Genomic DNA, 14,750 nt, shown 5'->3' with positions numbered 1-14,750 from the left:
ATACTTATTTCAAGCAATTACAAGCGGTGTCATAATACCATTTTTAAAAATATAGAAAACAGAAATATAAAGCATATATAAGCCAAATATAAGATTTAGATAACTGGATAATAATATACACCAGTGGTGTAACATCAAAAAACATAAAAACCTTAAGCCACGGCCACTGTATAAATAAAAATAAATCAAAACGGCAAGAATTTAAATATGAGAATAACTCAATTTTATAATATGCATAACCCATTAAGTGACACAGGTGTCATTTAGCAAAAATAGTTAATAGATTTAGACAAATAACAAATAAAGTTCCTTATGATGTGGAAAGGAACACTTATGTTTAAGGGGTATATTAAATGAGAGATATAATATTCAGCGACCTGGATCTACTATGTCTAAATATTTTCGTACACCTATACGAAAATCAATCGGCCACCTTTGTATCTCAAAAGCTCAATATACCTGCACCTAAAATAAGCCGCAGTTTAAAACATGCTCGCGAAATATTTGGCAACGAATTATTTATTAGAAAAAGATATGGATTAATCCCAAACGATTACGCCAGCAAAATATATCCTGTCGCCAAAGAAATTGTCGAATGTTCTAAAGCGCTACAGTCATTTAAAAATGAAAGTGTAGAATGTAATAATACACACTTTAATATAGCCATTCCGACACCGCTATATCTAAACTTATCTAAAGGGATCTTAGATAATATTAGAGATGCGGGTAAACAAATTTCGGTTTCATCTAAGTCTTGGAGTACAAAAACACTGGATGAAATTAGCAAAGGCAAAGTGGATATTGGTTTATGTTATAGCAGAAATAATGCTCAACTCAATGAGTTCAGCAATATTAACAGCATCGCACTGTCGCCATTAAATCGACTGCTGCTTATCGCTAACGAGCATCATGATATTTACCATCAAGAGATCACCTTGGAAACCATTGCAAAATACCCTTTTGCTAACCCCAATATCGGTGGTATCAAAAATGCGATTTCGCCATTTCAAGAGTACTGTAATATTAGCGGACTGGCGCTACACAGTGACGTTGAAGCCAAGAATATCAACTTCCTGTTCGATTACCTTAGAAATAGCCAAGCGCTCACCCTGCTGCCATTCAACGAGAAGTCAGAGATCACTGAAAATATTAATGGCTTGCATTCATGCGAGCTGTCTCAGTTTGAAACCAACCGCGTTTATAGCCGCATCGCACCGCCCATGCTGACGCTGGTTTATAATAGTGACGATAATGGTCAACCACTACAATGGATGATCAACAGCATTATCGATACCTATCACCAAAGCAGTAGTCAACCGCATCCCTCTGCAGCGCAGCTTAACTTTGGCCAGCCTCTTGTTGCTGTTGATGGCAGTGCTGATGGAGTTTAGCCACTTTATCTTGCAGATTAGCCAACAGATGAGAGGTGAATAACTTATCGTTACCATGATGAAATTGTAGGTAATAGTGGTAAGGCACAAACCGATTTGAATCACGGCATTCACGATTAAAAAATGTAGACACATTCATCATAGCCAGCTCCGGACGCTGGCGAACAAACTGTGGCGCGAGCGCCGATGCAATCCAACAAATATCATCGCAATGGGCGACATGATCCAGTGCCACATTGAGGCTCGATGTTTTCAAGCTAACCGCCAGATTGACGCCTAACTTTTGCGCCAGATCTTCGAGCCAATGACGCTTGCCGCCAATCAATGAATAATTGATAAACACAAAACGATGAGTAAATAATGTAGGCAGCGACAAGGTTTGACTAAAGATGGGGTGATCTTTTTTAGCGATAATATAACGGTATTTCACCTCACCTAAATCGACACTTTCAATCGATTGATGCAGGTCCGCATTAATCCCCACGCCATAATCAATTTTACCTTGGGCAATAAGGCTAGGCGCATTATCGCTCCACTGCTGCATATTGATGGTGACATTACGCTCTAACAACTGACACACCTCTTGCACCGCCTCGGTAAACAAACCAGCTTGATGCTCTTGCGCTGCGATGGTCAATTCACTCTGCTGGGGCTGCCTATGATGTATGGCAATACTCATCTCATCATAAGCGGCCACTATCGCCTTGGCTAAAGGATAGAGTTTTTCGGCCATGGCGTTAGGCTGCAAACCATATTGCTGGCGTACAAATAGCTCATCTTTCATCCATTCGCGCAGACAGCTCAAGGCACGGCTCACCTTAGGCTGAGTGGTATTCAATTGCTCGGCCACCACAGAACCATTTTGATATTCGAATAAGCCGATGAGGACCCTAAGTGTAAAATAGTCGAGTTTACAAAGTTCCTTTTTAATCATTACCTTAATCCTAGCCCATATCCATATCGGCTAAGATTATCACAGTTAAATTTAGGTTATTGCTCGGCTAAATCAAACATTTGTCGATTACGCATAGTGAAACGCAATTATGCGCACTAGGGCATAAAACCACCAAACAATTGATGATTAAAACGCCAACAACTTTCATCAAACTCACAATCAAAACAATTCGATTACAAAGTTAACGGCTTGTATTAATGCGCTATCAATGACGCGATTAACATCACTCGCAAGACGCCTTTTGCGCTAAAGTGTGATATCGCGAGCTAAGCCTTACTCCTAATCCTTAAATCGCGTTACACTAACCTTAATCGAAATCTTAAAAACTTCATCGTGATCAATGGATAAAACAGCCGAGCTCAACTTATTGTGGGGATCGATACTCCTCGAAGAATTAGCACGCCTTGGGGTGCAGCATGTCTGCATGGCGCCGGGCTCTCGCTCTACGCCACTCACCTTAGCGGCGGCAAAGCAGACTAAACTGAAGCAGCATCTGCATTTCGACGAGCGTGGATTAGGTTTTATGGCGCTAGGGTTAGCCAAGGCCAGTCGTGCTCCCGTGGCCATTATTACCACTTCCGGCACGGCTGTGGCTAACCTTTATCCTGCCATCGTTGAAGCTTGGCTCACCCATGTGCCACTGATCGTATTATCGGGCGATAGACCGCCAGAATTACTCGACTGCGGCGCGAATCAAGCCATTATCCAACCCGCTATCTTTGGTCATTACGCTGAGCAAATTAACCTGCCGACGCCAGATCTACAGATCCGCCCTGAGGCGCTGCTGACCACTATCGATAGCGCCATTGCCAACCAGACTCAGCCAGTGCATATCAATTGCATGTACCGCGAGCCACTGTACCCTGGCACCATGAGCGCCGATTTTACTCACTACCTGAGTACGCTGGGTAATTGGCAGCATACTTCGCAGCCCTTTAGCCAATATGCTAAGGCGCAGCTGCACAGCACGCCCAGTAGCGATGCCTTAGCGCGCTTTGTCCATGGTAAAGGCGTCATTGTGGTGGGCACCTTAGCGCCCCATGAGCAACCCGAATTAATTATCGAGCTGGCACACAAGTTGGGCTGGCCGATCCTCACCGATGCCCAATCTCAATTGAGACAACATGGCGCTGCCATAGGTAATATCGACCAACTGCTGCTGCAACCTAAGGCTAAATCACTGTTACAACAGGCTGAAAAAGTACTGGTGTTTGGTGGGCGCCTACTGTCAAAACGCTTAATTAACTACTTAGCCGAACAGAAATGGAAGAACTATTGGCAAGTACTACCCCACCAGCAGCGGTTAGATCCTAGTCATACCCCAAAACAGATTTGGCTTTGCCCGGTAACGGCCTTTAGCCAATTAGCTTGGCCACGCTCGTCACAGGCCAACTGGGCGGTGCAATTAATCGAATTAAATCAACGCTTGGCTAGCCTATTTGAGCAGCAGATCGATCAAGGGGAATTTGGCGAAGCTCAGGTGGTACGCGCCATTGCGATGCACACCGATAAGCAACTGTTTATTGGTAATAGCTTACCGGTGCGCCTGTACGATATGTTTGCCCCCACCACGGCCACCATAGCAAGTATTTACACTAACCGCGGCGCGTCGGGTATCGACGGTTTATTAGCGACCGCCTGCGGCATTGCGGCCCATAAAAAACAACCGACCACCTTAATTATTGGCGACTTATCGCAACTGCACGACCTTAATTCACTCGCCATTGCCGCCAAACATAACGGCCCACTGGTTATCGTGATCCTCAATAATGATGGCGGCAATATCTTTAATTTATTGCCTGTACCCGACGAAAAGCTGCGCAGCGAATATTACCGCCTTGCCCATGGCTTAGAGTTTGGTTACGCCGCGGCCATGTTTGGCTTAGCCTATAACCAAGTTGACGACATCAACGCCTTTAATGAGGTCTATCAAGAGGCGATTAACCATCAGGGCACTTCGGTGATTGAGGTCAACGTGGCTCAAGATCAAGCCAGCTCGCAGATAGCGCAGCTCGCCTCATGGATCAAGCAAAGCTAATGCTCGCCTCGCGCTGTTATGGCCAGCCCACTAATCCCTGTTTGGTATTGCTACATGGGCTGCTGGGCGATAAACAGGACTGGCAAGACTTGATGCCGCGTCTGAGCCAGCATTTTTACTGTGTCTGTCTCGATCTGCCTAGCCATGGCGATAGCCCGAGTCTAGCGCTGCCGTCGCCGGGCTTTATGCAGGTCGCCAGCTTGATCCGCCGTACACTCACAGCGCTCAATATCGAGACCTTTCACTTGCTAGGTTACTCCCTCGGTGGGCGCATCGCGTTGCATCTGGCGCAGCTCATGCCGCAGCAGATCTTAAGTGTCAACTTAGAGTCGTGCCACCCCGGGCTGACCAGTCAGGCGCTACGCGAGCAGCGCTTGCACAGTGATAAACAGTGGCATGAGCGCATGCTACAGATGTCGCTCAACGAGTTTCTTAACTTGTGGTATCGCCAAACCGTCTTTAGCGATCTGAGTGATAGCGCGCGCGCGCAGCTCATTCAACGTCGCAGCCACAATAAGTTGGCGGCGCTGCAACAGATTTACCTGCCGACCTCACTCGGCTTACAGCAAGATCTGTCCTGCTTACCCCATCAACTTGGCGTGCCTTGGCATTATTATGTCGGTGGCCAAGATGATAAATTTGCTGCGTTAGCCACAGCATGGCAACAACGCGCGCCCCTCAATCTGCATCGCTTTGAGCATGGCGGCCACAATATTCACCTAAGTTGCTGTGATGCCTTTTGCACCACCTTAATTGAGCAACTCACCACGCCAGACGCCTAGGCATCCCAGTGAGATGGCACCACACTTGAAATCGGGCCAATAGCACAATAAGCTGAGCACGCATTTGTTTGCCAATAAAGCGCCTTTGCCCCCCAAAAGGATCGTACATGACACTGTTAACCCTTAACCTGTATCGCTACCATATTCCAATCGAAACCCTATTACCTGTGGGTAATCAACGTATCGATAGCCGCGAAGGCCTAGTGTTACAGGCCAGCACAGCGCTGAGCTGCGAGGTAGTTGAAATTGCGCCGTTGTCGGGTGTCGATGTCGACGGTCAACCCTTAACGGGCTTTAGCCAAGAGCGACTCGAGCAGGTGATTGACGCGCTCGTCGCCGCCATGCCATCGCTACCGGGCCAACCGCTTGATGCCCTGCTTGACCTTGCCGAGCACACGACCATGGCCTCACTCGCCTATGGTTTAAGCCTGTTACACGCCAAGTTGTCGGGGCAACTCCCTAGCCTGTTGGCGCACCGAGCTTTACCTCGCACAGTGCCGCTTATCTACCGTCATCAAGATGAGCCCATAGCCGAGGTTGGCCAGCGAGTTGCTCAACTCGACCGTCAGGTGCATGCGGTCAAGGTGAAGGTGGGGCAAACCTCAATGATGGAGGAGATCCAATTAATTCATCAAATTTTGGCGATCCGCCCCGATCTCAAGCTGCGTCTCGATGCCAATCGCAGCTTTAAACTGCAAAATGCCATCGACTTTTTAGCTTGCTTGCCCTTAGATGCTATTGAATATATTGAAGAGCCGTGCCGCGATCCGAACCACAATCCTCTGTTATTCAATACATTAGGTATCCCTTATGCTCTCGATGAGAGCCTTAACGATCCGCGTTATCAATTCACCATGCAGGCGGGCCTTAGTGCCTTAGTGATTAAGCCTATGTTACTGGGCACCTTAAGCCGCTTACAGACGATCATCGACACCGCCCAGCAGCACGGCGTGCGGGTGATCATCAGTTCCAGTTTAGAGGCGAGCTTAGGCATCAATGCACTGCGCTGCATTAGCCAAGCATGCACTCCAGATGAAGTGCCCGGACTAGACACCCTGCGTGCCTTTAGCTGCGATTTACTCGAGCCCAGTGATAAGGCGCGCTGCCTCAATCTCGACGATTTAACCTTGCTTTACAGCGTATAGGAGCTCAGATGCCCCAAGTACACTCGCCACTGCATCTTGCCGCCAAACACTATCCACAGCAGGTGGCACTCTATTATTGGGCGCAAAACCAGTATCACAGCATCAGTTATCAGGCACTCAGTCAGGCGGTTTGCGCCTGCGCGCGGCAACTCACCCAGCAAGGAGTAAGGCTTGGCGATCGCCTCGGCTGTATCGATAATAACTCGCTAGAACTGGTTATCTTATATTGGGCTTGCGTCGACGCTGGCGTGATATTTTGTCCCTTATCACCTCGTTTCCCTGCACAGCAAATCGCCAGTTTGAGCATGCAATATGGCCTGCGCCATAGTTGGGCTCAAGCTGCTTATCAGCATCTACTGCCAAGCGCGGGATTAGTCGTGGACTTTAGCGCCCGCGCAGCCACGGCTCCTCAGCCTATCGACCACCAGCGACCCTGCAACGTTATTCTCACCTCAGGCAGCAGTGGCCAGCCTAAGGCGGCGGTGCATTGTTTGGCCAATCATATTGCCAGCGCACAGGGCGCTCGCGAGGTGATCCCAATTGCTCAAGGTGATAACTGGTTACTGTCTTTGCCACTATTTCATATCGGCGGACTCGCCATCGTCAATCGCTGCGTCTTGGCTGGCGCCGCCATCACGCTGCCGACAGCCGAGCTCACCTTAACGGAACAATTGCAGCAACAGCCCCTGACTCACCTGTCACTGGTCGCCACCCAACTGGTGCGGCTGCTACAGCAAGATAAACAGGCGCTACGCCACGTCAAAGCCCTGCTACTGGGGGGCGGCGCTATCGCGCCATCGTTACTACAACAACTGGCGCCGCTAGCCATTAACGCCTACACCAGCTACGGCATGACCGAGATGGCATCGCAAATTACCACCGGGCTCGCCACCAGCAAAGGCAGTAGCGGCAAGTTATTAAATGGGCGCGAGCTAACTATTGTTGACCACAAGATCTTGGTTAAGGGAGACACCCTCTTTTTAGGCTATCTAACCCATGATGGCGGTAACAGTTTATGGCGCCCGCTCGATGAGCAAGGCTGGTTCGATACCCAAGATTTGGGCTATTGGGATAAGGATGGCGATCTGGTGATCAGCGGCCGCGCCGACAACATGTTTGTCTGTGGCGGCGAAAATGTGCAGCCCGAAGAGATTGAGGCCGCCCTTAAGCGCCACCCTGCAATCACCGATGCAATTGTATTTCCAATACCAGACAGTGAATTTGGCTTCCTGCCAGCGGCCATTATCAACGGCAGCATTAGCGATGTCGCCCCGCTGGATGATTTTGTGCGCCAGTATATTGCCAGCTTTAAACGCCCGCGCCGTTATTACCCTTGGCCTGATATCACCAGCACCAGTTTAAAGGTGCCACGTAAGCAGCTGATTGAGGCGGCGCTGGCTCAGCAGACTCAGTTTTAACGGCTTCACTTCAGCCTGGCTTTAACGGCCCGACGTTAACAGCCTGGCTTGTCTCCTTTAGCCGGTCACCTTTGCCACACTGAAGTCACACTCTGCTTAAGCGCTGGCCGCCAAGGCTTGTTGCCCCACAGCGCTAGGCGCATAATACGCACTATGTGACAGGGCTAAGCCCAGTAGCGAATGACTGACTCACGCTAAAACGCTATGTCACTTAACTATGTCACTTAACTATGTCACTTAGCTATGACACTAAACCGACACTAAACTGGCTACACTATGACACTAATACGCTCTATCGGTCAGCAGTGGACTAAGTCCACCTTGGCCCATCGCCTCAGTTTAAGTTTGCTGCAATCAGTTAACGTGCAGCAACTGTTTGGTGGCGCCACCTCATTAAAGACGGTCGCCCATACCATATCCGCATTGGTTTTTACCCAAGGCCAACCAGTGTGGTTGCCGCCGATGGAAGATGCCGCAGAGCATGCCTTGCCGCCTGAGTTAACCCTGCACTGCTTGTTCGAAGCCAGCCGTCTGCTGTTTGTCAAAGAGTTAGAGCAGGGCCAACTGAGCCAAGCCGAACACCTGATCCTTACCATCGCCAACCAGTGGAGTGTCGAGCTGCAAAAAAGTCCTGCCAAACAGGCCAACACGCTTAGCGAGCCACGCGATGAGCCCGTTGAGCATCACCTGTTAGGCGCAAGTGAGCTCAGCGATAATGGCAAGCAGCTATGCCACTTATTGCAAACTATTCATACTCAGTTAGAGCTGGCGCGCAGCCAACAGCGTCAGGTGAGCCGCAATATGGGCCGCAACCCCAGCTAAATAAAAAGCCCGCTCTCTTATCGAGAGCGGGCTTGTTCGTCTGACCTTGTATTGCACTCGGCGACGAGCGCGTTAACTCACTCGTGAGCCAACGCGGGCATTATCAATACCTTTATCGCCACAGATGCATAACGATACCCATGCTTAACGATACAAGCGGGTCTCTTTCGGCAGTAGTTGAAAATCTTGTTGTAACTGCACCAAGAAGTCGCTGCCAAGCAAGGCTAAGCCACGATAAAAATCTGTGGTGGCGTACTCATAAGCTAAGGCGAAACAACGCGGTGCCCACGGCAACAGGTGTTGCTGCAGTAACACTTGGGTAAAACGCACCAGTGCATCATTTTCAGGCTCTTGGCTTAGGCGACCAAAGGTTTGATCCAACACCGCAAAAAACAGACCGATATGATCTAAAGGCTGTGGAAAATCCACCTTAACCTCTACCCCGTGAGCACGATAAAACGCCATTAGCGCCATGGTCGATTTGTCGTTGAGCAACTGCTCCTCGCCCAAATAGACCGACCCTTGCGGCACGGCATTAGGCTCACCCGGACCAAAAAATAGCTGGCCATAATCCAGTTTAAGGTCAACCAGTTGTGCTTCGTCACTCGGGTCTGACTGCGCAGCCACCCAGCGCTGTAAATACTCACCTAGCAAGGCTCGCCCTTGGGTATTTTGCGGGCGCTGCGCAAATACCGGCCAGCTAGCAGCGACATCACACTCTGCTAATCCTTGCACCAATTCGGCATCTGGATAACGGATTAAACAATGATGCAAGATGCGCGCTAAGCCTTGATATGCCTCTAAATCGATTGCGGCTAAAGGCGCTTTACTGACAGACTCTACTTTTGAAGACATGATTTACCTTACAAGCTAAGCGGGCTTAAGTTGCCCGCCGCTTAAATACCACTTAAAGACTAAAATGTAACGCTTAAACCTCTGATGGATTTAAGATGCTACCTTCACCACTACCTGCGGGACGACCGTTAACATTGGCCTTGATGATCAGGTTAGGTGATGTAATTGAAGGTGATGGCAGTGGCGCAATATGCCCGTCACCGTCGCCATACTTAGCGCGTAAATTCTCCATAGTATCAAAGTCTAACGCACGTAGCGGGCAAGACTCAACACACACAGGCTTACGGCCTTCGGCGATGCGCTCAAAGCAGCCATCACACTTAGTCATCACTTTACGCTCACGGTCGATCTGCGGCGCATCATATGGGCAAGCGCGAGCACAGCTTTCACAACCGATACAGATATCTTCAGCTACCAGTACCAGACCGTCTTCACGGCGCTTATGCATGGCACCGGTTGGGCACGCCTTAACGCATACCGGCTCAGAGCAATGGTTACAGCCGATCGACATGTAGTAAGCAAAGACATTTTGCTCGAAACAGCCGTTGTTGCCGACAGTCCAATCGCCGCCGCCATATTCATAAACACGACGCCAAGTGACCCCATTTAGCGCAGGTAAGCTATTGTCTTGTGGATTACTGTTATTACGAATGTTATTGCTTTGACGGTCTTTGCAAGAGACGTGACAGGCTTTACAGCCAGTACATTTAGTGCTGTCTACATAAAAACCGTATTGAGTTGATTCAGTCATAATTCACTACTCTCTTAAATCTTTTTAATGGCAACACGGATGGTGTGCTGTGGGTTACCTTTAGCAACAGGGCTCGGCTGATAGCGAGTCAGCGAGTTAATTGCGCCGCCTTCGTCTAGCGTATGGCCTGTACTACCGACAGTGTTACCTGGGCTATACCAAGCGCCTTGACCCAGAGCAAATACCCCTGGTGCCACACGTGGGGTAACGCGCACCTTCACGGCAATCGACCCACGCTGGTTGTACATCTCAATCTTATCGCCCGAGCTTAAGCCATGCAGAGTAGCGTCCATGGGGTTAACCCATACCGCATCCTCTACCGCTTCGCGCAGCCAAGGCACGTTGTGATAGCTTGAGTGTGTCCGCCCCTTAGTGTGGTAACCGGATAACTGGATTGGATAATCCACCTTAGTGTCTTCATCTTCATAACCATCCCAGGTTACTGTGTACTGCGGGATAGGCGTGATGGTGTCACCTTTGATGCCAGTCGGATTTTGCGCGCTATTCTCTTGACTCCAGTTAGCCGCGCGCCATGCCAGCTCGGCAGAGTAGATCTCAATTTTGCCACTTGGCGTAGTTAGCGCTTGGCCATCCTTAATGTAACTTTGCAGTGCCACGTGGTTGTCGTTCATGTTTTTACGGAAGAAGCCAATCGCCTGGGCTTCTTTGTAAGTGGCTGGGAACGCTGGGACCACGCCTAAGTTACTGCTGCTGTCTTTGGTTTTTTGATACAGCTCTTCAAGCCACTGGGCTTCCGTTTTACCCTCGGTAAACTCGGCTTCACAGCCCATGTACTTGGCAATTAACGCTGCCGCTTCATACATAGACTTACAATCCCACATAGGATCGATAGCCGACTTCATGGCGGTGATATAACCCAATGCACCTGATGCATAAGAGTCATTCACCAGATCGTTTGACTCTAACCAGCTGGTATCAGGCAGGATGATGTCGGCAAATTTAGCGCCCGGCGTCATCCAACAATCACAGCTAACAATCAGCTCAACACCCGATTCATCACGTAAGATGTCGGCGGTATTATTGATCTCGGCGTGCTGGTTCAGTAGCGAGCTGTCTGAAGCAGAGATAATCACCTTGATGTTAGTGCCAAGTGGAGTATCTAAGTCGTCAGTACCTCGAATACCGTGGGTCCGCGCCGTCATGTTTTTGCCGTTGTGAATCGCCTCACTCCACGTAAAGAAGGAGATGCTTTCTTTCACAGGGTTTGAGCCCGCCGGAATGCCCGCACGGTACATGCCGCTCATGTATGGTAACTCACCGTTAGAGGCACCCAAGTTACCCAATTTGCCGGTTAATACCGATAGCATGTAAAGTGCGCGCATGCTCTGCTCACCGTTAGCTTGACGGTTAACCCCAGCGCCAACCACGATATAGGGGCGCTGTGATGCCATTAAGTCATCGGCAATTTGCTTGATTTGCGCTTCCGGAATGCCGGTGATCTTTTCTGCCCACTCAGGCGTTTTCAACGGTTGGCCAGCATAAATGCCTGCACTTAAGATATAGTCGCGGTAGTTGTCGTCAGGGTTCATCACCTGAGCGTACTCTTGCTCTTCTTTATCGCTACTGGCGGCAAATATCGCTTGTTGCGCCGCAATCGAAGCGGCGTCATAACCGACGGTAAACTGATTGATAAAGTCGAGTGAATTCGCATCGACCCAACCTGTGCTTATCATCTGGTAAGCAATCGCTTCGGCCAGTGCGGCATCGGTACCGGGACGAATGGGTAACCACTTCGACTCTTTACCTAACATGGAGTCGGTATAACGTGGGTCAATCATCACCACTTTTAAGCCGTTCGATTTTTGCAGGGCTTTTAAGTAATCATACCCTTCGCCCGAACCAGACTGACGGATTTCGCTTGGGTTGTAAGCGATACCTAATAAAAAGTCACTGTTTGACAAGGTCACAGTGGAAGAACCACTAGTACTGCCGGTACCAAAAGTGTGCTTCGCAGCTTCCATCTGCTGCGCCCAAGAGTAGTTACCATAGGCATTTAGGCAGCCACCGTTTAAGTTGAATAAACGGTTAAAACAGGCATTGGAGGCAAAACCATAGTAAGCACCCGAACCGTAACTACGGAAAATGGCTTTGTTACCATGCTCGGCAATCACTGAGGTTAATTTGGTACCAATCGTCTTGGCAGCCTCATCCCAGGTGATAGGCACAAATTTACCTTCACCACGCTTACCTACACGCTTCATTGGGGTTTTTAAACGGTCAACCGCATAGGTACGTTGACGCAGTGAGCGACCACGTGCACAGGCGCGTACTTGATAGATGTCGTCACCATCAGTAATGTCATGATCGGTTTCAACGCGGGTGATCACACCATCGCGACTGAAAACTTTGACTGGGCAGTTTGAACCACAGTTAACCAAGCATGAAGACCAAGTGATTTGCTCATCACCCACTGGTGGCGTTGGCGGAACTACATTGGCATCATCAGAGCTGGAATTACAGCCGGTTACGGTTGCTGCGCAGCCCAGTGCAGCGCTCATTTTTAAGAAACTTCTACGTTCCATAATCTTGTTTTCCTCAAACTTATTAAATAACTGAATCGACTCACTTCAACTTGTAGCTGAAGGTCAACATCAGTTGATGGGCGTTATAGTTGTGGTTCAGGTCACCCAAGGTGATTAAACCTGCAATGCTATCGGGGGTGACCGAAGCGCTGTCGGTATCAAAATAACGTTCGTACTGGTAAGCCAGCTTTAATGCCATTTGTGGCGATAACAGGTATTGCCCATATAAGCTCACACTGTGGTTATAGGAGTAATACGCACCATAGTTGTCGCTGTTATAGCCATTGACGCCGGTGTTACTGTCAGAGTTAGCAAATAGGTAATCGACACCTAAGGTTAATCTGTCTTGCATCAAGCCTGAGTAGGTGGCACCTAGACCCAAGTTAATGAATTCATCCTTAATTTCGGCTTGCCAAACAGAGGCTTGATCGCCACTTTGGTCTGAATCAATCCACTGCTGGCCAGCAAAGGCGTACACGGCGAGCGGCTGAGTGACTTGAGCATGCACATTAACGTCATAACCATAATCTTGTGCTTGAGTCAGCCCGATGTCGGTCGCGTTGTAATCATCATTGGCATAGTAAGTACTTGCATCGAAGGTTAGCCAGGTGAGCGGGGTGTAGCTGGCTCTGGCGTTGACTTCACTGCGCTGACGGTCGGCAAGATGATACTTGCGCATCAAGGACTCACTCTCTTCGCTGGTCAGTTCATTGGCTTGATAATCACTGCCGCCTCGATCGCTATAGCTCACACCAAAGTCAAGGATCAGCTTATCGATCGCGCGAATGTTTAACTTGCTCCACAACTCGTTATCACGGGTCTCTTCGCGTTCTCCGTAGCTGCGCTCGACCTGCTTATAGTTGTAACCCGCTTGCAGGCGATAGCCGCTAGCAATGCGATAACTGGCATCGGTTTTCAGCGTTTGGCGATCGATATCCATAGGGGTATTTTGCTTAAACGCCCCCGATACTGGGTTGTATTCATACTGGGCAAAATCAAATACCGATGAACGATTATCGCGTTTGCTGTAATCGTAACTGGCGCCCAGACGTAAGCGATTACTCACTCGGGTGGTCGCAGCTAAGTGGGTATTAAGGGTGTCGACTTGACCATCCCAGTTTTGGATGGGGTTGCCACTCATCTGCACTAAATCTTGATCTTGGATCATACGACCCGTCACCACACGGCCACTAAAGACACTTGATGCCAAGCGGTACTGGCCCGATAACGCCACTTGGTGGGCTTGGTTATCTGGGGTGGCGCTATACACATCGGGGGCATAAGGCAAACTCAGGTTGCCAAGATTATTGTCGTAACGTGAACCGTGATAGCTCAGCTCTGACAACCAGTTGTTGCCATCCAGCACCACGCCAGCGCTGAATTTATCTGTGGTTTCATCGACGGCGTTCGCAAAATTGATGGGACTTGGGCTGGTTAAGCTGGCGCTGCGATGCCCGGTTTTCTCTTCATGGTTATAGCGGGCATAACTGCTTAGCCCTAATCCCAATACTGAGGCAAAGTCATACTCAAAGCCGATGCCGCTGCGCTGTCTTTGCAGCTCAAGGTCCAGCATTCGAGTCTGCTCGCTTGGGGTCAGCATGCCGTTGTTTTGCCAAAGATTGGTGGCTGCATTGCTACCATGATTGGTGGTGATCGTTTGATAATCTAAATCAAACTTATATTGACCAGGCTTGCCCGCTTGCATCTGGATAAAGCCGTTATCCATACCGAGCTGGTGCGCCTGTACATTGGCGCGGTAACCTCTGCCTTGATAGGCCACATCACTGTTAAGCCCAGCGACAGCGCCATCGGTATCGGTGCCAAGCTGATTGATGGCATGGTTGTCATCGGCATCGATAACACCCACGCTCACGCCAACACTACCACTGTGACCTTGAGGTTCGACGCAACGTTTACACTGATAACTGGTTTGGTTGATGGCGCTGGTATTGGCATGTTGAATACCAAAATCGGCCGCCAAGGCGCTAGTACCTGAACAAAGCAAAGCCAGAGTGATCAGGTTTAATGAAAAAGGGTTAATTGAACGCAT

At 49.3% G+C, this 14,750-nt stretch carries 11 protein-coding genes; 6 read left to right on the top strand and 5 right to left on the bottom strand.

All coding sequences use genetic code 11. The features are described 5' to 3' along the window. Positions 1-353 precede the first annotated feature (353 nt). On the top strand, positions 354-1,391 hold the full coding sequence (locus tag AC5YB1_RS02805) for a LysR family transcriptional regulator (protein WP_494520634.1): 1,038 nt from the start codon (positions 354-356) through the stop codon (positions 1,389-1,391). Here AC5YB1_RS02805 and AC5YB1_RS02800 read toward each other — a convergent pair. Continuing rightward, positions 1,339-2,325, bottom strand: a complete 987-nt coding sequence (locus AC5YB1_RS02800) for a LysR family transcriptional regulator (RefSeq protein WP_494520633.1) — start codon at positions 2,323-2,325, stop codon at positions 1,339-1,341. The two genes, AC5YB1_RS02805 and AC5YB1_RS02800, sit on opposite strands and share 53 nt — an antisense overlap. Before the next feature lie 361 nt (positions 2,326-2,686). Between AC5YB1_RS02800 and menD the strand changes: the two genes are divergently transcribed. The 5 genes from menD to AC5YB1_RS02775 all read left to right on the top strand — a co-directional run bounded on the left by menD (position 2,687) and on the right by AC5YB1_RS02775 (position 8,551). Next, complete coding sequence (menD, locus tag AC5YB1_RS02795; RefSeq protein ID WP_494520632.1) at positions 2,687-4,384, top strand: 2-succinyl-5-enolpyruvyl-6-hydroxy-3-cyclohexene-1-carboxylic-acid synthase; 1,698 nt, start codon at positions 2,687-2,689, stop codon at positions 4,382-4,384. Then, positions 4,366-5,166 carry a 2-succinyl-6-hydroxy-2,4-cyclohexadiene-1-carboxylate synthase gene (gene menH / locus AC5YB1_RS02790; RefSeq protein WP_494520631.1) on the top strand — a complete coding sequence of 267 codons (801 nt, stop codon included), beginning with the start codon at positions 4,366-4,368 and terminating at the stop codon, positions 5,164-5,166. Before menD ends, menH begins: the two co-directional genes overlap by 19 nt. Before the next feature lie 107 nt (positions 5,167-5,273). Next, a complete protein-coding gene (gene menC, locus AC5YB1_RS02785; protein ID WP_494520630.1) occupies positions 5,274-6,311 on the top strand; it encodes an o-succinylbenzoate synthase in 1,038 nt (345 codons plus the stop codon). 8 nt (positions 6,312-6,319) lie between these two features. Beyond that, positions 6,320-7,729 carry an o-succinylbenzoate--CoA ligase gene (menE, locus tag AC5YB1_RS02780; RefSeq protein WP_494520629.1) on the top strand — a complete coding sequence of 470 codons (1,410 nt, stop codon included), beginning with the start codon at positions 6,320-6,322 and terminating at the stop codon, positions 7,727-7,729. Between the two features lie 276 nt (positions 7,730-8,005). Beyond that, entirely contained in the window at positions 8,006-8,551 is a 546-nt protein-coding gene (locus tag AC5YB1_RS02775; protein ID WP_494520628.1) for a hypothetical protein, read from the top strand. A 144-nt stretch (positions 8,552-8,695) separates the two neighbouring features. On the opposite strand, the gene AC5YB1_RS02770 is transcribed toward AC5YB1_RS02775, so the two are convergent. The 4 genes from AC5YB1_RS02770 to AC5YB1_RS02755 form a co-directional block, all read right to left on the bottom strand. Then, complete coding sequence (locus tag AC5YB1_RS02770) at positions 8,696-9,406, bottom strand: TorD/DmsD family molecular chaperone (protein ID WP_494520627.1); 711 nt, start codon at positions 9,404-9,406, stop codon at positions 8,696-8,698. Between the two features lie 73 nt (positions 9,407-9,479). After that, a complete protein-coding gene (locus AC5YB1_RS02765; protein ID WP_475515589.1) occupies positions 9,480-10,157 on the bottom strand; it encodes a DMSO/selenate family reductase complex B subunit in 678 nt (225 codons plus the stop codon). Between the two features lie 14 nt (positions 10,158-10,171). After that, complete coding sequence (locus AC5YB1_RS02760) at positions 10,172-12,700, bottom strand: DMSO/selenate family reductase complex A subunit (protein ID WP_494520626.1); 2,529 nt, start codon at positions 12,698-12,700, stop codon at positions 10,172-10,174. 40 nt (positions 12,701-12,740) lie between these two features. Then, positions 12,741-14,750: an MtrB/PioB family decaheme-associated outer membrane protein gene (locus tag AC5YB1_RS02755; protein WP_494520625.1), complete on the bottom strand. Its 2,010-nt coding sequence runs from the start codon at positions 14,748-14,750 to the stop codon at positions 12,741-12,743.

The organism is Shewanella sp. 433, assembly GCF_059338565.1.
This window is presented reverse-complemented; position numbering and strand designations above follow the sequence as displayed.